Raw genomic sequence first — 21,046 nt, forward strand, 5'->3', positions numbered from 1 at the left:
TCTTCTTACTTTGTTTGAAACAGATTTTTGTTTGAACAGATCATGTCACCGCGATCAGGCAATGGCAACGCCGTACCGCGACCACAGGAATTGTGCAGACAGATTGTCGCGCGCCCAAGGATGACGACGCAAAGATTGCGCAACCATGGCTGCGACGTATGCGCATTAACTCGCGACGATCGCGATCGCCTGTCCTTCGGCAACGAGATCGTCGAGCTTGACGAGGAGCGATGTGATCGTGCCGCTCGCAGGTGAGGGTACTGGGATCTCCATCTTCATCGCCTCGACCACCACAACGTCGTCGCCATCCGCAACGGTTCCTCCAACTTGCACGGGAGTTGCGCAGATTCGTCCCGCGACCTCCGTGACGATCTTAATTTCTGGCATGCCATCGCCTTTTTGTTGTCGTCGCAAAATGCCTGAGGTAGCGTCGTCTGCAAGTGGAATTTAATTCCGCAGAGCGGAACAGACGGTAGGGAACATGGGACGACGATCGGAGCGGTTGAGTAGGCAAGGTGCGCTCGCTGGCGACGCCGGCGAGGGCGATGTCATCCAGGTGGTGTCGCGCGCGTTCGACGTGTTGCGATGCTTCGAGGGCCACGAGGCGAGGCTCGGCAATCTCGAGATTTCGAATCGCTGCGGTCTGCCGCGATCGACGGTGTCGCGGCTCACGCATACGCTGACCCGCATGGGCCAGCTGGTCTATCTGCCGCGCGATCAGAAATATCGCATCGGCCCGAGCGCGGTGGCGATGAGCGCCTCGATGATGAAGGGCGCGCAGCTGCGTAGCATGATCCGCCAGCGGCTCCAGGAAGTCGCCGAGCAGCTGCCAGGCACGGTCGGCTTCGTCGTCCCCGATCGCTTCCATCTCGTCTATCTTCAGTTCGCGCGCTCGGCCGCGGCGCTCGGCCTGCACGAGGGCACCGGCAGCCGCATCTCGATGGCGTCGACCGCCGCGGGCGCGGCCTATACGGCGGCGCTGGCACCTGAAGTCGGCGACGCCTTCATCGCGGAGATGGAGCGCGAAGCGCCCGAGGCTGTGAAGATCCTGAGGCCCCGGATCGAGGCCAACCGTCAGTCGCTGCGCGAGCGCGGCTATGTCGTGGCCTGCGGCTTGTGGAGCCCGCACATCAATGGTCTCGCGGTACCGATCTGGTCGCCGCAATATCAGACCTTTGTCGTCATCACGATCGGGCTTCTGTCTGCGATGTATGACGAAGAGCGTCTGCATGCCGAAGTCGCGCCGCTGATGCTCGCACTCGGCCGCTCGCTCGGCAGCCTGATGGAGGGCGCGGAAGGCGACGCGTTCGCTAACCGTATCTCACGCAAACCGGTCGCCATGGCCGTGCACAACAATAACAAGCCGATCCATTCGGAGGGAGTGAATGAACTGGAAGCCGGAACTCGACGAGCTCGCCCGGCGCGAAGCCTTCGCGCGGGAGATGGGCGGCGTTGACAAGGTCAAGCGACAGCATGACCAGGGCCGGCTGACTGTTCGGGAGCGCATCGACAAACTGATCGACAAGGGCAGCTTCCACGAGATCGGTGCCGTCTCCGGCATCGGTGAGTACGATTCCAGCGGCGATCTGAAGAAACTGACGCCGGCGAACTGCGTGTTCGGCCGCGCCCGCGTCGACGGCCGCACTGTTGTGGTCGTCGGCGACGATTTCACCGTGCGCGGCGGATCTGCGGATGCCTCCATTTCCGCAAAGCCCTTGATGGCAGAGGAGATGGCGCACGACTTCCGTCTGCCCATCATCCGGATCATCGAAGGGTCCGGCGGCGGCGGCTCGGTCAAGACCATCGAGACCAAGGGCGCGGCGAATTTGCCGGGCGGTATCGGCGGCACGCGCTGGTATCGCTTCACGACGGAGAACCTGTCGCGGGTGCCGGTGGTCGCGCTCGGTCTCGGTTCGGTCGCAGGCCTCGGTGCGGCGCGTCTTGCCGCCAGCCACTATTCCATCATGACGCGGAAGTCCGCGATGTTCGTCGCGGGGCCGCCGGTGGTGAAGGCGCTGGGGCAGGACCTCTCGAAGGAAGAGCTCGGCGGCGCTGACATCCAGACTCGCGCCGGCGCGGTCGATCATGCGGTCGACACCGAGGAGGAGGCGTTCGCCTGCGCGCGGCGCTTCCTCTCTTATCTGCCGTCGTCGGTCTACGAGTTGCCGCCGACCTTGCCCTGCACCGACAATCCTGAACGTGGCGACGAAGCGCTGATGAACGCGGTGCCGCGCAACCGCAAGCAGGTCTACAAGATGCGGCCGATCATCGAGTCGGTCGTCGACAAGGGCTCGTTCTTCGAGGTCGCCAAGAATTTTGGCAAGCCGATCATCGTCGGTCTCGCCCGGCTCGAGGGCCGGGCGGTGATGGTGCTCGCCAGCGACAGCTTTCACTATGGCGGCTCCTGGACCGCGGATGCCTGCCAGAAGGTGGTGCGCTGGGTCGACTTCGCGGAAACTTTCCATCTGCCGGTCGTCTATCTCATGGACTGCCCCGGCTTCATGATCGGCCTCGACGCCGAGAAGGCGGCGACCATCCGCCACGGCGTCCGCGCCATGGCCGCGGTCAACCAGACCACTGTGCCCTGGTGCACCGTGATCCTGCGCAACGCCTTCGGGGTTGCCGGCGTGGTGCATCAACCCGCCGACCGCTTCTCGATCCGCTACGCCTGGCCGTCGGCCTATTGGGGCTCGCTGCCGCTCGAAGGCGGCATCGAGGCCGCCTACCGCGCCGACATTGATGCGGCCGAGGACAAGGCGGAGAAGCTGAAGGAGATCGAGTCGCGGCTGAACAAGCTGCGCTCGCCGTTCCGCTCGGCCGAAAAGTTCTGGGTCGAGGAGATCATCGATCCCCGCAAGACGCGGTCGCTGTTGTGCGAGTTCGCGCGGCTGGCCGAGCCCTTGCGCAAAGCCGGGCCACCGGAGAACATGACGATCAGGCCGTAGACGCGGCTGAGGCACAAACTCCATCACCGTCATCCTGAGGCGCTCGTCCTGCGACGCAGGACGAGCCTCGAACGACGACGGCCCGGCTGCATCGGGGCCGTGCATCCTTCGAGGCCCGCTGCGCGGGCGCCTCAGGATGACGGGTCGATGGCGACGCAATCAAGCCTTCCATCGCGTCGCAATCCCGCGCTATCCTCCCTGAAACAAGAACAAGAGGAAGCGCCAATCGTGTACGACTACATCATCGTGGGCGGCGGCTCGGCGGGGTCCGTGCTGGCCCACCGGCTCTCCGCCAGGAGCGCCAACAAGGTCCTGCTGTGCGAAGCCGGGCAGGACACGCCGCCCGGCAACGAGCCGGCCGAGATCAGGGACAGTTATCCGGGCACAGCCTATTTCGACCCACGCTTCCACTGGACCGAGCTCAAGGTGACCACCCAGGTCGTCAGTCACAACAATCCCAACGAAGCGCGTCCGCCCTTGCGCAAATACGAGCAGGCGCGCGTGCTCGGCGGCGGCTCGTCGATCAACGGCCAGATGGCCAATCGCGGCGCGCCGACCGATTACGACGAATGGCACGCGCGCGGCGCCGAGGGGTGGACGTGGAAGGACGTGCTGCCGTTCTTCAAGAAAGTCGAGCGTGACCTCGATTTCGACGGCCCGTATCACGGCAAGGATGGCCGAATTCCCGTGCGCCGCATTCCCAGGGAGCACTGGACGCGGCATTCGCAGGCCTTCGCCGACGCCTTCCAGCAGGCCGGCCATCAATTCGTCGCCGACCAGAACGGCGAGTTCGTCGACGGCTATTTCCCGGTGACGCATTCCAACCAGGCCGAACAGCGCGTCTCGGCCGCAATGGGCTATCTCGATCGCGGCACGCGCCAGCGCGCCAACCTCACCATCTCCACCAACACGCAGGTGCGAGAGCTGCTGTTCGAAGGCACGCAATGCGTCGGCGTGAAGGCGCTGGTCGACGGACGCGAGCAGGAGTTTCGGGGACGCGAGATCATCCTCTCCAGCGGCGCCATCCATTCGCCCGCGCATCTGCTGCGCGCCGGCATCGGCCCGGTCGGCCATCTCAAGGACTTAGGCATTCCCGTCCTGATGGGCCTTGCCGGCGTCGGCCAGCGCCTGATGGATCATCCCTCGATCTCGCTGTCGTCCTTCGTCCGCCGCGGCGCGCGCATGAACGAGCACACCAGGCGCCACATGCAGCTTGGCCTGCGTTATTCGTCCGGGCTCGAAGGCGTGCCGAAGGGGGACATGTTTGTCGTCCTGCTCAGCAAATCGGCCTGGCACGCCGTCGGCGAGCAGATCGGCTCGCTGCTGACTTTCGTCAACAAGACCTATTCCGAGACCGGGCAGGTCAAGCTCGCTTCGCGTGATCCCTCAGCTGAGCCGATCGTCGAGTTCAATCTGCTGTCCGACCGCCGCGATCTCGATCGCCTGATGAGCGGCTTCCGCAAGATGGCGGCCATTCAGATGAGCGACATCGTCAAGAAGGTGACGGACAAGCCGTTCCCGGCTGCCTATACCGACAAGGTCCGCAAGATCGGCGTGGTCAATAACAAGAACAGGATTTTGACCAAGATCGCCGCGACGCTGATGGACGGGCCGGCGGCACTGCGTCACTACATGATCGACAATTTCGTGGTGGAAGGATTCACCTTCGACCAGGTGATCAACGACGACGAGGCGCTCGAAGCCTTCGTGCGCAAGGCGACGATCGGTGTGTGGCACGCCTCCTGCTCATGCCGCATGGGCCGGGCGGACGATCCGATGGCGGTGGTCGACAGCCAAGGCCGCGTCAAAGGCATCCAGGGCCTCCGCGTCGTCGACGCCTCGATCTTTCCGGTCGTGCCGTGCGCCAACACCAATTTTCCGGTGCTGATGTCGGCGGAGAAGATCGCGGCCACGATGATGCAGTAGGGGCGGGCATCCGCTTGTCACGAACACACCGCAGCATCCGCGCTGCGGTCGGTCCTTGCACTGTCGGCTTCGGCGCGGAGCTCTTCCGCCTCGCCGCAGCTCGAGCTCGATCCACGGCACTTTCAAAACTGCGCCGCGAACCGGACAGTTTGAACATAATCTAAGTTAAGTGCCCAAGTTGAAGCGGTTTTTCCGCCGCCCTTTAGGCCCATTTCGGCCAAACCTTTATTGATCTCTCCCGAGCGGGGCAGGACCCTCCAACTCAGAGTCCTGCAATGATCAAACAAGTTGTTTCTGCGTTCATCATCGTTATCGTCACTTCCGCGGCCTCGGAAGCGCGGCCTTATCGCGCTCTCCAGGCGTCTGAATGCAACGTCACCATGCCCTGCGACTTCTCGTATTCGCAAACCCGCCGCGAGCGGGCACCCAGGCATTCGTTGCAAGCCTATCGCTCAACCCAAATGACATTGACCGATGCAGGCAACACCGCCACCACGATCGTCGCGTCCGGCGAGCGCATCGTCGGCGGCCGACCGGCCGGCTGCCCCTCATCGTTCTGCGGCTGCGGCGCGTCGCTACGCGTGTTCGGTCGTGTCGTGCCGGAACTGAATCCCGCCTCGAACTGGCTGCGCTTCCCGCGCACGGCGCCGGCGCCGGGGATGGTCGCGGCGAGGCGCGGGCATGTCTTCGTCCTGGAGCAGCACCTCGGAGGCGACATGTGGATGGCGTATGACGCCAATTCCGGCGGGCACACCACGCGCATGCACGCACGCTCCTTGCGGGGCTACACCATCGTCAACCCGCGCGGCTGAGACAATGGCGGGTGCCCGGCGTCATCACAGCCGGAGCACCTTGCCGGGATTCATGATGTTCTGCGGATCGAGCGCGCGCTTGATGGTGCGCATTATGTCGAGCTCGGTCTTCGAGCGGTAGTGGCTGAGCTCGTCGAGCTTGTCGACGCCGATGCCGTGCTCCGCCGAGATCGAGCCGCCCATCGAGGTGATGAGGTCGTTCACTGCCCGCGTGATCGCGGCCGTGTATTGGTTCAGCGTCTGCTGATCCATGCCCTTGGGTCCCATGAACGAGAAATGCAGATTGCCGTCGCCGATGTGCCCGAGCGGGTAGGGGCGAATGCTCGGAAGAATGTCGAGCACGGCCTTGAGCCCCTTGTCGATGAAATCAGGAATTTTGGAGATCGCCACCGAGACGTCGTAGCTGAGCCCCGGACCTTCGGCCCGCGAGGCCTCGGCGACGCTCTCGCGGATGCGCCACATGTTGCGGGACTGACCGACCGTGCTTGCGATCGCCGCGTCGCGCACGCGGCCGGCCTCGAGCTGATCGGCGAGGAACTGCTCCAGCTTCTCGGACATGCCGTCAGCGCCGTCCTGGCGCGGGCGCGACGACGACCATTCGAGCAGGAGGTACCATGGGGTCTCCGCCTTCAGCGGGTCCTGCGTGCCGGGAATATGGCGCAGCACCATGTCGATGGCGCTGCGGCTCATCAGCTCGCAGGAGCCGACATTGTCCTCGGACGCCGCATGCGCGTCTGACAGGATCTCCAATGCCGCGCGCGGATCGCGGATCGCCAGCCATGCCGTGCAGACGTCCTTCGGCGCCGGCCACAGCTTGAGCACGGCCTTGGTGATGATGCCGAGCGTGCCTTCGGCGCCCATGAAGAGGTGTTTCAAGTCGTAGCCGGTGTTGTCCTTCTTGAGCGCGCGCAGTCCGTCCCAGACGTCGCCATTAGCCAGGACGACCTCGAGGCCCAGCACGAGATTGCGGGCATTGCCATAGCGCAGCACCTGCACGCCGCCGGCATTGGTCGAGAGGTTACCGCCGATCATGCACGAGCCCTGTGCGCCGAGGCTGAGCGGCAGGAACCTGTCGTGCTGGCTGGCGGTCTCCTGAAGCGTCTGGAGCACGCAGCCGGCCTCCACCGTCATCGCATAACCGACGGGATCGACCTCCAGCACGCGGTTCATGCGGCCGAGCGACAGCACGATGCCGGTGTGCGCGGGCCAGGGCGTGGCTCCGCCCATCAGGCCGGTGTTGCCGCCCTGCGGCACGATGGCGACGCCGTGCTCATGGCACAGCCGCACCACTTGCGAGACTTCCGCGGTGCTGCCGGGACGCACGACCGCGCCGGCACCGCCGACCAGCAGGCCGCGCCAGTCCGTCACGAAAGGCTGCTTGCCGTGGTCATCCTCGATCAGGCCCTTGTCGCCCACGATCGCGCGCAGCGCATCGCGCATTTCGGCGGTCAAGGGGGCGGTGGGGATGGCGGGTATGGAGGACGGGAAGGCAGCCGGCATCTTGTTTCCTCTGGCGCATCTTGGTGTGCACTGCGCGCGCGAAGCGCTTTCGGCCATTGTCCACGTTTGGGGCGGGCGAGTCTAACGGCATTCGGGCTGGATTTAGGCATCTTTTTCCGGCGTGTATCGCCGTCCTCAATTTTGTTTCCGTTGTTTTGGACGCGCCTGAACGCCTGGCCCGCTTCGTTCAAGCCGCATCGACCGCCATGGGCGCCCTTGCCGACCGTGAGGGCCCCGTGGCGTCTTTCAGGAGACACGACGTTGAGGACAATGGTTACGTTTGGCGCCAGGCCATCGCCGCGTGTTTCCCGGCACCGGCTTTCGGCACTGCTTGTCCTGGCCGCCGCTTGCTGCGGACTGTCGTCTGCGGCCGGGGCGGCAGACGACCGACCGCCGAGGCGAGGAGAGGCGGCCGGCCAGCTAGATGCGAAGTTCATGTCCCTTGGCGTCGGAAAGTCTTTCGTGATCGATCTTTCGCGCGATACGAAGGATGTGCTGGTCGCCGACCCCAAGATCGCCAACGTCGTGCTGCGATCGGCGCAGCGCGCCTACATCATCGGCGCGGCTGTCGGGCAGACGAACGTGGTGTTCTTCGATGCGGCCGGCCAGCCGATCGTTGCCTATGACATTGCCGTCAAGCGCGACCTGAACGGTGTCCGCGCCGCGCTGAAGCAGGCGCTTCCGGCGGCCTACATCCAGATCGACGGCGTCGGCGATGGGGTCATCTTGACCGGCATCGCCGCGACGCCCCTCGAAGCCCAGCAGGCCAACGACATCGCCGCGCGCCTCACGGGCGGGGCTGACAAGGTCGTCAACTCGATTACGGTCCGGGGGCGCGACCAGGTGATGCTGAAGGTGACGGTTGCCGAGGTCTCGCGCGAGATCGTGAAGCAGCTTGGCGTCGATCTCAGCACGAGCCTCAGTTCGGGCACGTCGGTCGTCAGCCTGACGAACGCCAATCCCTTCACGGCCTATGGCAAGAACCTTGTCGACGGCAACAACGTGTCGCTGTCCGCCGGCGGAACGACGGCCACGCTGAGGGCGATGGAGAAGGCGGGCGTCGTGCGCACCCTGGCGGAGCCGACCCTGACGGCGATCTCGGGAGAGGCCGCGACCTTCATCTCCGGCGGCGAGTTTCCCGTTCCCGCAGGCTATTCCTGCGACCCCACCACCCATGTCTGCACCACGCAAATCAGCTTCAAGAAATTCGGCATGTCGTTGAGCTTCACGCCGGTGGTGCTGGCGGAAGGCCGCATCAGCCTGCATTTGACCACCGAAGTGTCGGACCTCTCCAACGAGAATTCGATAACCCTGTCCCAGGCCGTGAGCGATACGACCACCAACTCCCTGACCGTCCCGTCGATCAAGACGCGCCGGGCCGAGAGCACGCTGGAGATTCCCTCCGGCGGGAGCATGGCCATCGCGGGCCTCATTCAGGACCAGACGAAGCGCGCCGTGAATGGCTTGCCCGGTCTCATGCAGGTGCCGCTGCTCGGCGCGCTGTTCCGCAGCCAGGACTTCGTCAACAATCAGACCGAGCTCGTCGTTCTCGTGACGCCTTACCTCGTCCGCGCCGTGAGCCCGAGAGAGCTGTCGCGGCCGGACGACGGCTTCGTCGCCGCGAGCGACCCGCAAGCCAATCTGATCGGCAACATCAGTCGCATCTACGGCCGAACGGGGCCGGCGGGAGGCCACCACGGCGATATCGGCTTCATCACCGATTGACGCACCTTGCCCGGCAACGTTCAGGCAATCTCCGCAACATTTCTAAATATCTTCGTCAACATCCTGCGGTCATCGGGGCCTAGGACGCGGGCGGACTTTATGGATCAGGATTGGCAGAATGTTTTTCAAGTTTTCGGCGGCGCGCATCGGCATTGGCGCCGCCTGCCTCGCGCTCGCCGGCATCGGCCCGTTACGCGCAGAGCCGGTGTTCGATAGCCTCGCCGGCGCGTGGTCGGGCATCGGCACGATGAAGCCGTCGGATGGCCCGCGTGAGAAGGTCCGCTGCAAGGTCGCCTACAACGTCACGAAGCCGGGCCGGTCGTTGACGCTTGACCTGCGCTGCGCCAGCGATGCGTACAAGATGGTTCTGTCCGCGAACATCGAACAGAGCGGGACGGAGCTGTCCGGAAACTGGTTCGAGAGCGAATACCGGCAGGGCGGCAAGGTCTACGGCACCAACAAGGACGGCCTGATCGAGGCGCGTATCGAGGGCAACACCGTGGCCGCGCTGGTGACGATCCAGACCAAGAGCAATCATCAGTCCTTCCTGATGGAAGCGCCGGGCTCCTGGATGTCGGAGGTCGCAATCGAATTGAACAAGGAGGCCAAGTGATTTCGAAGTGACTTCGATCGCTCGGCCTCGATCGCTGCTCATGCGCAACAATTCTCCATACGCAGCAATCCTTCTCCGCTTGGCGGAGCGGCACCGCGGCCGTTATCGTTCGCCTCAGGCCCTGGAATTTCCCCAAGTTCTCGCGCCTGAGGACCGTCGCCTCGAACCCGGTCGTTGACACTCCCCGAGCACCTGGCGGCGGTCCTCTCTCCAGTCGCGGTGTCCTTCCGGTTTGTAACAGCCGATTGCTGAACAGGTCGCGGCCACACACCGGCGGAGGACAGAGCCGGTCGTCCGCGCTGGTGACGAGCGTTCACTTGAACACGATCATCTTCTCCGCGGTCATCTCGTGCATCGTGTAGGGAATGCCGCCGACACCGTGTCCGGAGACGCGGCGGCCGGCGAAAGGCATCCAGTCGGTGCGGAACGCCGTATGGTCGTTGATCATCACCGCCGCCGCGTCGAGGCGCTCTGCCGCATCCAGGGCTGAGGCGAGATCGCGCGTGAAGATGGCGGACTGGAACGAGACGGGCAGCGAGTTGGCCTCGGCGATCGCGTCGTCGATGTGATCGAACGGGTAGATGCAGGTCACCGGCCCGAACACTTCGAGCGTCGAGACCTTCGCATTGCGGGGCGGTGAAACGAGGATCGAGGGCTTGAGCGTCGTCTCGCTCAACCGTCCGCCGCCGATCTGGCGCGTCCCGGCCGAGGTTGCCTCGGCGATCCAGCTTTCGACACGCGCGACCTCGTTTGGCGTGATCAGCGGCCCGACTTCGGTCTCGGCAAGCGTTGGATCCCCCACCTTCAGGGCCTCGACCCGCGCCGCCATCCTGTCGATGAATTCCTTCTGAAGCGCAGAATGGACGTAGATGCGCTGGACCGACACGCAGACCTGGCCGGCGTGGTAATATCCGCCCTTGACGACCGGCTCGATGATCTTCTCGAGATCGGCGCTGCGGTCGATGATGAGGGGAGCGACGCCGCCGTGCTCCAGCGCGCAGCGCGCGCCGGGAGTGATGACCGATCGCAGGTGCCAGCCGACACGCGCCGAGCCGATGAAGCTGAGGAAGGCGACGCGCGGGTCGGTCGCAAATTTTTCCGGAAGGCTGTGATCTTCCGGGAGGAAGGTCTGAACCCAGCCTTCCGGCATGCCCGCCTTGTGAATGAGCTTCACCAGTTCCACGCAGCACAGCGGCGTCGTGCCCGCCGGCTTGACGATCACCGGGCAGCCGGTCGCGATCGCCGGGGCGAGCTGGTGAACGATCAGGTTGAGCGGATGGTTGAAGGCCGAAATCGCCGCGACGATGCCGATCGGCTCCTTGATGGTCCATGCCCGCCGGGCCTCGCTCGCGGGCGTCAGGCCCATGGGGATCTCGACCCCGGCGCGGGTGCGCAGAAAGTCGGCCGCCGAGCGGATGCCGTCGATCGCCCGATCCGTCTCGATCAATGCATCCGTCAGCGGCTTGCCGCCTTCGCGCGCGATCAGAAGGCCGAAATCCTGCCGCTTCTCGGCAACGAGATCGGCGAGCTTGTGGAGGATGGCGATCCGCTGATGCGGTTTCAGCCAGGCCCTTCGGTCCGCGAGCACCCTTCGAGCAGTCTCGTACTTCGCTTCCAGCGCTGCGGCGTCGTCGCTGGCGAGCTCGGCGATCTCTTTTCGGTCGAAGGCCTGTACGACTTTGAGCATTCTCGTCTCCATGGCGTGTTGTATTCTTGGCGTGGCGCTGGAGCCTCGTGGCGCGCCCATAGTTTAGCTCGGTGCCGCAGGCGCTCGCCATCTCGCGCATTGGCAGAGAGAGCATCAGTCGTGCGATTTCGCAATCAACGATCAGGCCGCAGCACCACGCCGTCGCTTTTGCCGTTCGCTCGTCTTTGCTGGCCATCGCCGTTCGTCGACGGCCGCTCGGACGACCTCCGTCACGGTCTTGCGAACCTCGAGGAAGGCCTTGGTCTGCGGCCGGTCCGCGAGAGCCACGAGTCCAAGCGAACGCGAGAGGGGCGGATCGACGATGCGGCGCGCGTGATATTTCTCCGCCGCGATGTCCGCAAGGACAGTTGCGCGGGACAGGATCGCGCATCCGAGGCCGGCTTCGAGCGCCATGCGCAGCGCCGACAGCGAATCGACCTCGAGTGTTTCGCTCGGGATAATCTGGTTGCGCAGCACCTGGGTCTGGATGATGGCGCGCGATGCCGGAATCGGCGTCAGCCCGAGCACGCTCCTCTGCGGAATGGCGGAGAGGGCGATCGGCGTGGAGGATCGGCCGATCAGGCTCGGATGCCCGACGAGGTAGAGGTCTTCCTCGTGCAGCCAGGCTACGTCGAGGCGGGCATCCCGCGGCGGATTGTACGCCAGCGCGAGATCGACCGTGCCGGAGAGGACGCGCTCGATCAGCGCCGGTGACAGCGCTTCGACGACGCTCAGATGCACGCCGGGGGAGTGCTTGCGGACCGCCTTCATGAGATCGAGCGCGACCATCGAGATCGCGGTGTGGCTGAGGCCGAGGCTCACCGGTCCGGTTGCCGCCTCGTTGAAGCTCCGCACGTCCTCCTCGGCCTTGCCGAGGCTCGCAAGCACCGCGCTGCCATGTTCGTAGAGACGGCGGCCGGCCGCGGTCAGGGCGACGCCGCGTGGCCGCCGTTCCAGCAGCTTCACGCCGAGATCGGCTTCGAGCGCCGCAACGTGATGGCTGAGCGCGGACTGCGCGATGTTGAGGGTCTCGGCCGCCCGCGACAGCACGCCGGCGTCGGCGATCGCGATGAAATATCTGATCTGCCGCAATCCGAGCGCCAACGCACGTCCTCCTATCGATCTAATAATCAGAACACGATGATCTTCATATTATATTTGTCAGATGTCTCGGCCGCCGGCAAGCTCCGGCCAGAACCCACAAGAACGGCTCCGGGAGCGTCGCGGCATGGATCTGCCGAACAGGATCGTCATCACCGAGGAGGGGCCGCGCGAGGGCTTTCAGATCGAGCCGGGGCCGATCGCGACCGCGGACAAGATCGCCTTGATCGACGCGCTTTCGGCGACCGGTCTTTCGCGCATTCAGGTTGCCTCCTTCGTCAATCCCAAGCACGTGCCGGGCTGGACCGACGCCGAGGCGGTGGTGGCGGGATTCAACCCACGTGCAGACGTCGCATACTCGGCGCTCTGGTTCAACGACAGCGGTCTGCAGCGCGCCTTGGCGTTCAAGGAAAAGCTCACGCTTGCAGGCTTCATCTCGCTGAGCGCCTCCGAGCCGTTCGCACGTCGCAATCTCAATCGTGATCGCGCCGGGCAGATCGAGGCGATGCGAAACTATGTGCGCGCACACCGGCAGGCGGGCGTACCGATTGCCAAGATCATCATCATGGCCGCGTTCGGCTGCAATTTTGGCGGGGACGTGCCGGCTGCCAAGGTGGTCGAGACGGTGTCCGACGGTCTCGCCATCGCGCGCGAGGCCGGCATCGAGGTGCGCGAGGTGTCGCTTGCGGATTCGATGGGCTGGGCCACCCCACGACGGGTCGCCGCGGCCGTCGGCGCCGTACGCGACCGCTGGGATAACTTATGGATCGCCGTGCATCTGCACGATACCCGCGGCCAGGGCATCGCCTGCGCCTATGAGGGGCTGCGGCTTGGCGTCACTGCGTTCGATGCCGCGGTGGCGGGGCTCGGCGGCTGTCCGTTCGCCGGCCAGCCGGGGGCGCCCGGCAACATCGCCACCGAAGAGCTGGCGCTGCTGTGCGAGGAAATGGGCATCGCGACCGGTCTCGACATCGAGGCGCTGATCGAGGCGGGACGTCTTGCCGAGCGGATCGTCGGGCACCGGCTGCCAAGCGCCGCGCTACGATCGGGCACGCTCGCAGCGTTGCGGCGGAGGGCGGGCGCATGACCTCCGCAAAGCCGCTCGCCGGACTGAAGGTGCTGGATTTCGGCCACACCATCATGGGGCCGTGCGCGGGCGTCCTGTTTGCCGATCTCGGCGCCGACGTCGTGAAGATCGAGCCCGTCGATGGCGACCCGACCCGCCGGTTGCCGGGCTTCGCCGCCGGCTTCTTCGCAACCTACAACCGCAACAAGCGCTCGATCGCGATCGATCTGAAGCGCGAGGAGGGGCAGGCGATCGTGCATCGGCTGGTCAGGGATGCCGATATTGTGCTGGAGAATTTCGGACCCGGGACGATCGAGCGGCTGAAGTGCAGCTGGGACGATCTGCGCAAGGTCAACCCGCGGCTCGTGTACCTGTCGATGAAGGGCTTCCTGAAAGGCCCTTACGAAAATCGCGGCGCGCTCGACGAAGTCGTGCAGATGCAATCCGGCCTTGCCTATATGACGGGCCCGCCCGGCCGGCCGCTGCGCGCGGGCGCGCCCGTGATCGACATCCTCGGCGGCGTCTTCGGCGTCGTGGCGGCCTTGTCGGCGCTGCGCGAACGCGACCTCACCGGCATGGGCCAGAAGGTCTCAAGCTCGCTGTTCGAGAGCGCGACCTTCATGCTCGGCGCGCTCGTCGTCGGCAGCGCCGTGATCGGCGGCCCGATGCCGCCAATGCCGGCCCGCAAGAATGCCTGGGGCGTGTACGACGTCTTCACGGCCTCGGATGGCGGCCAGGTCTTCATCGGATGCACCTCCGACGGGCACTGGCAACGCTTCTGCGACGCGTTCGGCTTCGGCGATTGGCGCGACGATCCGAGGCTCCTCGGCAACGCCAATCGATGCGAAGCGCGCGAATGGATGCTGCCCGAGCTGGAGCGGCGGATTACGCGACTGCCCCTCGAGGAGATTCTCGCCAAATGCGAAACGGCCCGCGTGGCGTATTCGCGGGTGGGACGGCCGGATGAGCTGTCGGTCGATCCGCATCTCTTGGCCAATGGCGGACTGCTGGCAACGGCGATCGCCGGATTTGGCGGCGGGCCGCTGGTTGGAATTCCGGCGCTGCCCGTCGAGTTCGGCGACGCGCGCGACCGGCCGAGCCTCGAACGCCAGCCGCCTCGCGTCGGCGAACACGCTGACGAGATCCTCGGCGCGGCCGGATATTCGGCGCCCGAGATCGCCGATCTCCGCGCCGCCGGCATATTCGGCGTGTCCGCGAACATGCCTGCATAAAAAGAAGAGTGGCTGAGCCACCATCTGCAAACAGGGAGGGAAGGGATCATGATGTCCCGTATGCTGCTTCAACGGAAGGCGCGTATTCCGGCAAGCGCGATCGCGCTGCTTGGGCTGGTTGCGATGGTTGAGCCCGCAAGGGCACAAGCCTATCCCGCGCGGACGATCACGATGCTGGTCGGCTATTCCGCGGGCGGACAGGCTGATGCGCTTGCGCGGATCATCGGCAAGCAGCTCGGCGACACCTTCAAGATCTCCGTCGTCATCGAGAACAAGACCGGTGCCAACGGCATGATCGCCGCGCAGGCGGCGGCGCGGGCGGAGCCGGATGGATACACGGTGCTGATGGTGACGGATGCGATGCTCACCATCGATCCGCACCTCGCCACCAGCAACCATTTTGATCTTTCGAGAGCGATGGAGCCGGTCGTCAGCGTCGCCTGGTCACCGCTGTTGCTGGCCGCGGCGAAGGATGTGCCGGCCAATTCCGTCGCCGAGCTCGTCGCTTTCGGCAAGCAGAAGCCGCAAGCGCTGAGCTTTGGCAGCGCCGGCGCGTCGACGCCGCATCGCCTCGCCGGTGAGATGCTGCAGAAGTCCGGCGGCTTCACCATGACCCACATTCCCTATAAGGGAACGGCGGCCTCCGTGAGCGACCTCCTGGCCGGGCAGATACCGCTGATCTTCGGCGCACCGACGGCCGTGGAGCCGCTGGCAACCGCTGGCCAGATCAAGCTGCTTGGTGTCACGTCGGAGCAGCGCTATCCGTCGTTGCCGGACGTGCCGGCCATCAGCGAGACCTATCCCGGCTTCAAGATCATCAGCTATATCGGGCTGATGCTGCCGAAGCAGGCGCCCGCGCCGGTGATCGCGGCTCTGAACAAGGAGATCAACGCGATCCTGGTGACCGAGACGATGCGTACCTGGCTCGACAAGCAGGGCATGGTCGCCATGGGCGGCACCCAGGATGACTTCAAGCGCCAGATCGACATCGACTACAAGGCGCGGGGCGAGCTTGTCCGCGCGCTTGGCATCACAGGCGAGTAGGGCACGCCGCGAACGCTGTTCGAGAAGATCTGGCAATCCCATACGGCGAGGACCTATGGGGACGCGGGACCTGCTGACGCTGGACCGCGTCTTTCTCCACGACATGACCGCGCTGCCGGCGTTCGAAGCGCCGCGCGAGCGCAATTTCGCCGTGGCCGCGTGAAGCGGGCGACATTTGTCATCGCGGGAATGAGGTACCTCGAAGGAGGTAGGCAGAATTCCCTCTTGAAGTGCTTGACCGGACGATCCTTGCATTGCGGATGGGTGAAATCGATCCGATACGCGATCGCCATACGCGTCACAAGCACCCGAAGCACGTTGACGAGGATGACGGGATACGCGTCTTTCGTGGCCTGCTCATCGGCGGGGCGGTGAGCCTGCTGCTCTGGTTATGCATCGCAGTTACATTCACAATGATCGTCAAGGGTCATCTATTTCACCGAGGGGAGCGAACGAGCATCCCTAAGTGAGTGGCGACGGGCAACGACGAACGCCCGGGACTTGCAGCCGGTTGCGAAGGAACGCGCTATCCATCAGCACACAATAAGCCCGGTCATGATGTCCTGAGACGTCGTCACTGGCGAGCACGTCACTACCGCCGGTTTCGGCGGCGGCAGCGACGTGTGCATCGATGATCAACGCTTGTGGTCACCGTTTGGGGAGCGACGCCATCACCTCGCCCGCGTCTCCGTCCTCGAGGCAAGGCGTAACGGTCAATGGGAGCAGGTCAGACCATTGCGTGAGCCAACGATACATGGCTTTTGGATCACTCGATTCAGAGATCGCAAATCCCTGTCCATTCATGCCATGCCAACGCCCCAGCATCTTGACGCCCTCGGGTGGCGCGCCTCCGGTCTCCAGAAAGCGGGCGACGGCTGCATTGAAGGTGCCTTGGGGTACGCTCCAGGTGGTTATGAATTTCATGCGATTCTCCCATCACTAGAATTATCGGATGAATGTCGCGGCTGTGCCGCATACGCACGATAGCGCCGGCGTCTCGAATGACAACGGCGAAAGAATAGGTGCGCCGGTTTTGATCCAACGCGCCATCCCCGGGCACGGCCGCGATCCTTCCGGCGCACGGCAATCGCAGTCGAACATTCGCAGTAGGTTGTCATGCCTTGCGGCGCAGAGCGGACCTGCAAAGCGTAAGACGGCTATTTGCCATCGTTCCAGATGTCGGTGGCGAGCTTCCAGTCGTCTCCGACTTTCTCCCACACAACGACATATTTGCCGGTGATTTCCTGCGGTGCCGATCCCTTTGTCTTCAGGACGAACGTGCCGATCTCGCGTGCCGCGGAAGGCCCAAGCGGTTTGACATCCACCGTTGTGAGCTTCGGATCGGTCGCTTGTTCTGCCATGCCTTTCCACATGGCCTCGATGGCTGTTCGGCCCTGCACCATCGCGGAGCCGGGCGGGAATGCGATCGCGTCGGCGGTGTAGAGGGACGCAATCCCGGCAAAATCGCCCTTGTTGAACAGTTCGATCCATTTCGCATTGTTCGCGTCAATCTCGGCCTTCTGGGCCAAAGCCGGCGCGCTCAACGAGATCACGATTGTCATCACTGACGCTATGTTGCGCATGATCATCTCCAGACCCCATGTACGATGCGGCTGCGGGCAGCCGTCTGTCTCGAAGTGGATGCGTTGAATGACGCATCCCAGACCGGGGCAGGCGCAACGGCAATTCCGGGGAATTACCGTCAGCACCATTGACGAAGCTGCGCAGCGGAGATTGCAGGCGGTCGCGACCGGCGCAGTGCGTGAGGGTTGCAGTGAGTTTGAGGCCCAAGGCTTCGCTGGCGTGCCGCTAGGACCTAGCGCAGCTTACCGATCTTTGGTGCATGAGCCCGGTGTTTGCGCGTCGCGCGATGATACGCCGCGACGTGTCCGTTGAAGCCTGGGCAGAGGCGTCCCGCGCAGTCCTGCGATGATGCCAATATGCCGGTGTTTTGCCCGACGTGTCAAATCCGCTTGCGGAACGGGCAAGTCATTGATCCGCCATGCCTGGCTACTGTGCATGGGGTTGTTTTTGAAGTTTTTGTTTGGGGCGCCTCGTGCGAGGTGCGCTCTTCACGCGCTCTCCGTCTCCCGGTGCACGTCGTGCACCACGAGGCCCATGCCTTCCTCGGGCATCTTGATCCAGTCGCGGCGCTTCAGGGTGCGCTTGGTGTCCTCGTAGCCAGAGGTCCAGTGCTCGCGCATCGAGGTGCCCGAGAACTCGTGGTCCTTGGCGTCGCCCTCATAGGCCTTCTGCTGGTAGATCAGATGCAGGATCGCGATCTCTGGCATGTTGCGCAGGCTCGCCTTGAGCTGGCGGTCCTCGTCGGACAGCTGCTCGTCCGGGATCTTCGCCAGGGCCTTGTAGAGCAGGACCTTGAGATTGTGGGTGCGGCGGTAGACGTCGGTGTTGTGGCGCGTGCGCGAGGAATACATGATGTCCTTGTGGCGGGCCATCACGTCCTGGATCGAGCGCGGCAGCACGCCGCGGGCGCTGAACAGGTCGACTTGGAACACCAGCGAGTTGAGCGCGTCCTCCTGGTCGAGCAGATGCTGCAGCGGCGTATTGGAGACGATGCCGCCGTCCCAGAAATGATCGGTGCCGATCCGCACCATCGGCAGCGCCGGGGGCAGGGCGCCGGAGGCCATGATGTGCTCCGGCTCAATCTCGTCATGGGCGTTGTCGAAATAGATGAAGTTGCCGGAGAGCACGTTGACCGCGCCGACCGCGAAGCGGACCTTCTTCTCGTTGATGAGGTCGAAGTCGACGAGCTCGAGCAGGCTCTCCTTCAGCGGCATCGTGTCGTAATAGCTGGTCGCGGTCCTGGCGCCGACCGGGCTGAACCAGGGATTGACCTGGTGCGGGGTGAAGAAGCCGGGCTGACCCATCGCCGACGTCATCCAGGCGCTGTAGAGATTGCGCCATTGGCGGAAGACGTCGCCATCGGGGGTGTAGTGCCAGATCTTGCGGTTGGTGATGCGCTCCCAGAAGATGCGCAGCGCCTCCAGCCGCTTCTCCGGCTTGTTGCCGGCGATGATGGCGGAATTGATTGCACCGATCGAAACGCCGCAGACCCAGTCGGGCTCGATGCCGGCCTCGTGCAGCGCCTGGTAGACGCCGGCCTGGTAGGCACCGAGTGCGCCGCCGCCTTGCAGCACCAGCGCGACGCGGTCGCAGCGCTCGGGCCGCCAGCCGCGCGAAGGGGGCTGGTGGGTCGAATGTGTCGGTTGCGACGTACGGGCGTCCATGGGCGATGCCTCCTGCCTATTCCAAACGATTGCGTCCGGTGGTGACGACCTGATGACAATTGCGGCGCCGATGCATCGTCCGCATGCATGCTGGCCGCAGCGGGAATGGCGGCAGGTCGCGCGGCTGACGGAAATCCTTCACATCGCAGTCAATGACGGCGGCTAGCAATTTGCATAATATCCGCGAACCGGCGCGCGGACGTCACAGAGGCATCACACAGGAGATCAAGATGCGCAGGGAAGACGTGCTGAGACTTCCGTCGATGCCGGCCGCGGGACCGAGCTATCCGGCCGGCCCGTACCGCTTCGTCAATCGCGAATTTCTGGTCATCACCTACGAGACCGATCCGGACCTGATCCGCGCCGGTCTGCCTGAGCCGCTGGAGCCGATCGACCAGCCGATCGTGCATTACGAATGGATCAAGATGCCGGACTCCTCCGGGTTCGGCAGCTACACCGAGTCCGGCCTCGTCATCCCCGCGCGCCTCAACGGCGAGGAGGTCAACTTCGTCTCGCAGATGTATCTGGACGATGATCCGCCGATCGCCGCCGGCCGCGAGATCTGGGGCTTTCCCAAGAAGTACGCCCATCCCAAGCTCGAGATCGTCAAGGACACGCTGACCGGCACGCTGGAATATGCCGGCCAGCTCGTCGCCATGGGCACGATGGGCTACAAGCACGAGAGCATGGCCGGCAACGGCGATCTTACCCGCGCCACGCTGTCGAAGACGCAAGTTAATCTGAAGATGATCCCCGGCGTCGACGGCCGGCTCGAAGTCTGCCAGCTCGTTGCGATTAACCTGATCGACATCGTGCCGAAGGGCTCCTGGATGGGACCCGGCCGGCTGCATCTGGTGCCGCATGTCAATGCGCCGGTCGCCGACTTCCCGGTTCGCCGCTGCCTCGGCGCGCACCATTACATCGCCGACCTGACGCTGCCGTTCGGCCGCGTCGTGCACGACTACGTCAAGGAAGCCGAAGCCGCCGCGACCGGGCTGGCCGCCGAGTAGGGCGGCTCGCTATCATCAAACTGTAACAAAGCCGTAATTGAGTACCCGTGGGTCCGGAAGATGCCGTCAGCCATCTTCCGGAGCGGGGCATCTGTTGACGGTTGGGGTTGGCCATGGCTGAGCCGGCAAAGCTTGTCAGCGCGATAGAGAACACCGAGCCGGCCATTCCGGGCCTGGTCTGGGCGTTTCGCCTGCACGCCGACGGCAGCGCCGAGGCGCTGCCGATCGACCAGCCGATCGAGTCCAGCCATGATGGCCGGCTCTGGCTGCATTTCAACCTGACAGATGGTCGCGTGCGGCCGTGGATCGCGGCATCGCCGCTGCCGCCGCTCGCGCGCGAGCTGCTGCTGTCGAACGACACGTTCCAGCAGCTCCACGTCATCGACCATTGCGTCTACGGCGTGTTCTCCGACCTCGTGCGCGAGATCGACAGCGCGACGGAGGAAACCGCGTTCCTGCGCTTTGCCATGACCGAGCATCTCTTGGTCTCCGGCCGTCATCAGGCGCTGTGCTCGGCGGACGCGACGCGCCGCGTGCTCGAAGGCGGCTACCGCGTCGACAACGTCGCCCATCTCCTGGAAAAGATCGTCGACGAGGTTGCCGACACGCTCGACCGGATGGCCGACAAGCTCGGCCAGGAGATCGACGACATCGAGGAAAAGATCCTCGCGGACGATGTTAAATCGGACATGCGCCGCAATCTCGGCCGGCTGCGCCGGACCTGCGTCAGGCTGCATCGCCAGCTCACCGGATTGCGCGTGCTGTTCCACCGCCTCGACCAGAAGAACACCGACCACCTCGCACCCGCGCTGCGCATCCATGCCGGCAAGCTGGCGCAGCGGCTCGACGGCCTCGACCACGACATCGTCGAGCTGCGCGAACGCAGCCGCCTGCTCGAGGAGGAGCTGCGCTTCAAGAACGAGGAGGAGAGCAACCGCCACCTCCACACGCTCTCGATCGTGACCTCGCTATTGCTGCCGCCGACGCTGATTACCGGCATCTTCGGCATGAACACCAAGGGCCTGCCGCTCACCGATGTCGAAGAGGGGTTTCTCTGGGCTGCGGCGATGATGATCTGCTCGGTCGGTGCGGCCTATCTGTTCATGCGGCGCACAGGCATCTTCAAAAAATAGCCTG

Annotated in this window: 18 protein-coding genes; 11 read left to right on the forward strand and 7 right to left on the reverse strand. The window is 64.4% G+C overall.

Annotation, left to right across the window (positions count from 1 at the left end):
• Positions 1 to 165: 165 nt before the first annotated feature.
• Complete coding sequence (locus WN72_RS20650; protein WP_027557414.1) at positions 166 to 387, reverse strand: acyl-CoA carboxylase biotin carboxyl carrier protein subunit; 222 nt, start codon at positions 385 to 387, stop codon at positions 166 to 168.
• 94 nt (positions 388 to 481) lie between these two features.
• Between WN72_RS20650 and WN72_RS20655 the strand changes: the two genes are divergently transcribed.
• From WN72_RS20655 to WN72_RS20670, 4 genes are all read left to right on the forward strand, one after another.
• On the forward strand, positions 482 to 1,456 hold the full coding sequence (locus tag WN72_RS20655; RefSeq protein ID WP_027557415.1) for an IclR family transcriptional regulator: 975 nt from the start codon (positions 482 to 484) through the stop codon (positions 1,454 to 1,456).
• The gene (locus WN72_RS20660; RefSeq protein WP_027557416.1) at positions 1,386 to 2,945 is read left to right on the forward strand and encodes an acyl-CoA carboxylase subunit beta; all 1,560 of its coding nucleotides are present in this window, start codon (positions 1,386 to 1,388) and stop codon (positions 2,943 to 2,945) included. Before WN72_RS20655 ends, WN72_RS20660 begins: the two co-directional genes overlap by 71 nt.
• Before the next feature lie 228 nt (positions 2,946 to 3,173).
• Positions 3,174 to 4,871, forward strand: coding sequence for a GMC family oxidoreductase (locus WN72_RS20665; protein ID WP_092216764.1), 1,698 nt, complete (start codon positions 3,174 to 3,176; stop codon positions 4,869 to 4,871).
• A 461-nt stretch (positions 4,872 to 5,332) separates the two neighbouring features.
• Positions 5,333 to 5,683: a hypothetical protein gene (locus tag WN72_RS20670; RefSeq protein WP_347337480.1), complete on the forward strand. Its 351-nt coding sequence runs from the start codon at positions 5,333 to 5,335 to the stop codon at positions 5,681 to 5,683.
• A 24-nt stretch (positions 5,684 to 5,707) separates the two neighbouring features.
• On the opposite strand, the gene WN72_RS20675 is transcribed toward WN72_RS20670, so the two are convergent.
• The gene (locus WN72_RS20675) at positions 5,708 to 7,183 is read right to left on the reverse strand and encodes an FAD-binding oxidoreductase (RefSeq protein ID WP_027557419.1); all 1,476 of its coding nucleotides are present in this window, start codon (positions 7,181 to 7,183) and stop codon (positions 5,708 to 5,710) included.
• Between the two features lie 270 nt (positions 7,184 to 7,453).
• Between WN72_RS20675 and WN72_RS20680 the strand changes: the two genes are divergently transcribed.
• Together WN72_RS20680 and WN72_RS20685 are read left to right on the forward strand one after the other, a co-directional pair.
• A complete protein-coding gene (locus WN72_RS20680) occupies positions 7,454 to 8,908 on the forward strand; it encodes a type II and III secretion system protein family protein (protein ID WP_027557420.1) in 1,455 nt (484 codons plus the stop codon).
• A 118-nt stretch (positions 8,909 to 9,026) separates the two neighbouring features.
• Entirely contained in the window at positions 9,027 to 9,521 is a 495-nt protein-coding gene (locus tag WN72_RS20685) for a hypothetical protein (protein WP_092216761.1), read from the forward strand.
• A 313-nt stretch (positions 9,522 to 9,834) separates the two neighbouring features.
• On the opposite strand, the gene WN72_RS20690 is transcribed toward WN72_RS20685, so the two are convergent.
• Positions 9,835 to 11,208, reverse strand: coding sequence for an aldehyde dehydrogenase family protein (locus WN72_RS20690; RefSeq protein WP_092216760.1), 1,374 nt, complete (start codon positions 11,206 to 11,208; stop codon positions 9,835 to 9,837).
• A 141-nt stretch (positions 11,209 to 11,349) separates the two neighbouring features.
• Positions 11,350 to 12,312: a LysR family transcriptional regulator gene (locus WN72_RS20695; protein ID WP_092216759.1), complete on the reverse strand. Its 963-nt coding sequence runs from the start codon at positions 12,310 to 12,312 to the stop codon at positions 11,350 to 11,352.
• 124 nt (positions 12,313 to 12,436) lie between these two features.
• Here WN72_RS20695 and WN72_RS20700 point away from each other — a divergent pair, with 124 nt between their 5' ends.
• The 3 genes from WN72_RS20700 to WN72_RS20710 are packed head-to-tail and all read left to right on the forward strand — an operon-like array spanning position 12,437 to position 15,651.
• Complete coding sequence (locus WN72_RS20700) at positions 12,437 to 13,396, forward strand: hydroxymethylglutaryl-CoA lyase (protein WP_092216758.1); 960 nt, start codon at positions 12,437 to 12,439, stop codon at positions 13,394 to 13,396.
• Positions 13,393 to 14,607, forward strand: coding sequence for a CaiB/BaiF CoA transferase family protein (locus WN72_RS20705; RefSeq protein ID WP_092216757.1), 1,215 nt, complete (start codon positions 13,393 to 13,395; stop codon positions 14,605 to 14,607). The genes WN72_RS20700 and WN72_RS20705 overlap by 4 nt, the downstream gene beginning before the upstream one ends.
• A gap of 48 nt (positions 14,608 to 14,655) precedes the next feature.
• Positions 14,656 to 15,651: a Bug family tripartite tricarboxylate transporter substrate binding protein gene (locus tag WN72_RS20710; RefSeq protein WP_092216756.1), complete on the forward strand. Its 996-nt coding sequence runs from the start codon at positions 14,656 to 14,658 to the stop codon at positions 15,649 to 15,651.
• 648 nt (positions 15,652 to 16,299) lie between these two features.
• Here the strand turns inward: WN72_RS20710 and WN72_RS20715 are convergent.
• From WN72_RS20715 to WN72_RS20725, 3 genes are all read right to left on the reverse strand, one after another.
• Positions 16,300 to 16,575: a DUF3303 domain-containing protein gene (locus WN72_RS20715; RefSeq protein ID WP_092216755.1), complete on the reverse strand. Its 276-nt coding sequence runs from the start codon at positions 16,573 to 16,575 to the stop codon at positions 16,300 to 16,302.
• Positions 16,576 to 16,808: 233 nt separating this feature from the next.
• Entirely contained in the window at positions 16,809 to 17,240 is a 432-nt protein-coding gene (locus tag WN72_RS20720; RefSeq protein WP_027557427.1) for a YybH family protein, read from the reverse strand.
• A 483-nt stretch (positions 17,241 to 17,723) separates the two neighbouring features.
• Positions 17,724 to 18,899, reverse strand: coding sequence for a patatin-like phospholipase family protein (locus tag WN72_RS20725; protein ID WP_092216754.1), 1,176 nt, complete (start codon positions 18,897 to 18,899; stop codon positions 17,724 to 17,726).
• A gap of 230 nt (positions 18,900 to 19,129) precedes the next feature.
• On the opposite strand from WN72_RS20725, the gene WN72_RS20730 reads away from it, so the two are divergent.
• Positions 19,130 to 19,909, forward strand: a complete 780-nt coding sequence (locus WN72_RS20730; RefSeq protein WP_092216773.1) for an acetoacetate decarboxylase — start codon at positions 19,130 to 19,132, stop codon at positions 19,907 to 19,909.
• Positions 19,910 to 20,022: 113 nt separating this feature from the next.
• Positions 20,023 to 21,042, forward strand: a complete 1,020-nt coding sequence (locus WN72_RS20735; protein ID WP_092216753.1) for a transporter — start codon at positions 20,023 to 20,025, stop codon at positions 21,040 to 21,042.
• Positions 21,043 to 21,046 lie beyond the last annotated feature (4 nt).

The organism is Bradyrhizobium arachidis (genome assembly GCF_015291705.1).
GTDB lineage: Bacteria > Pseudomonadota > Alphaproteobacteria > Rhizobiales > Xanthobacteraceae > Bradyrhizobium > Bradyrhizobium arachidis.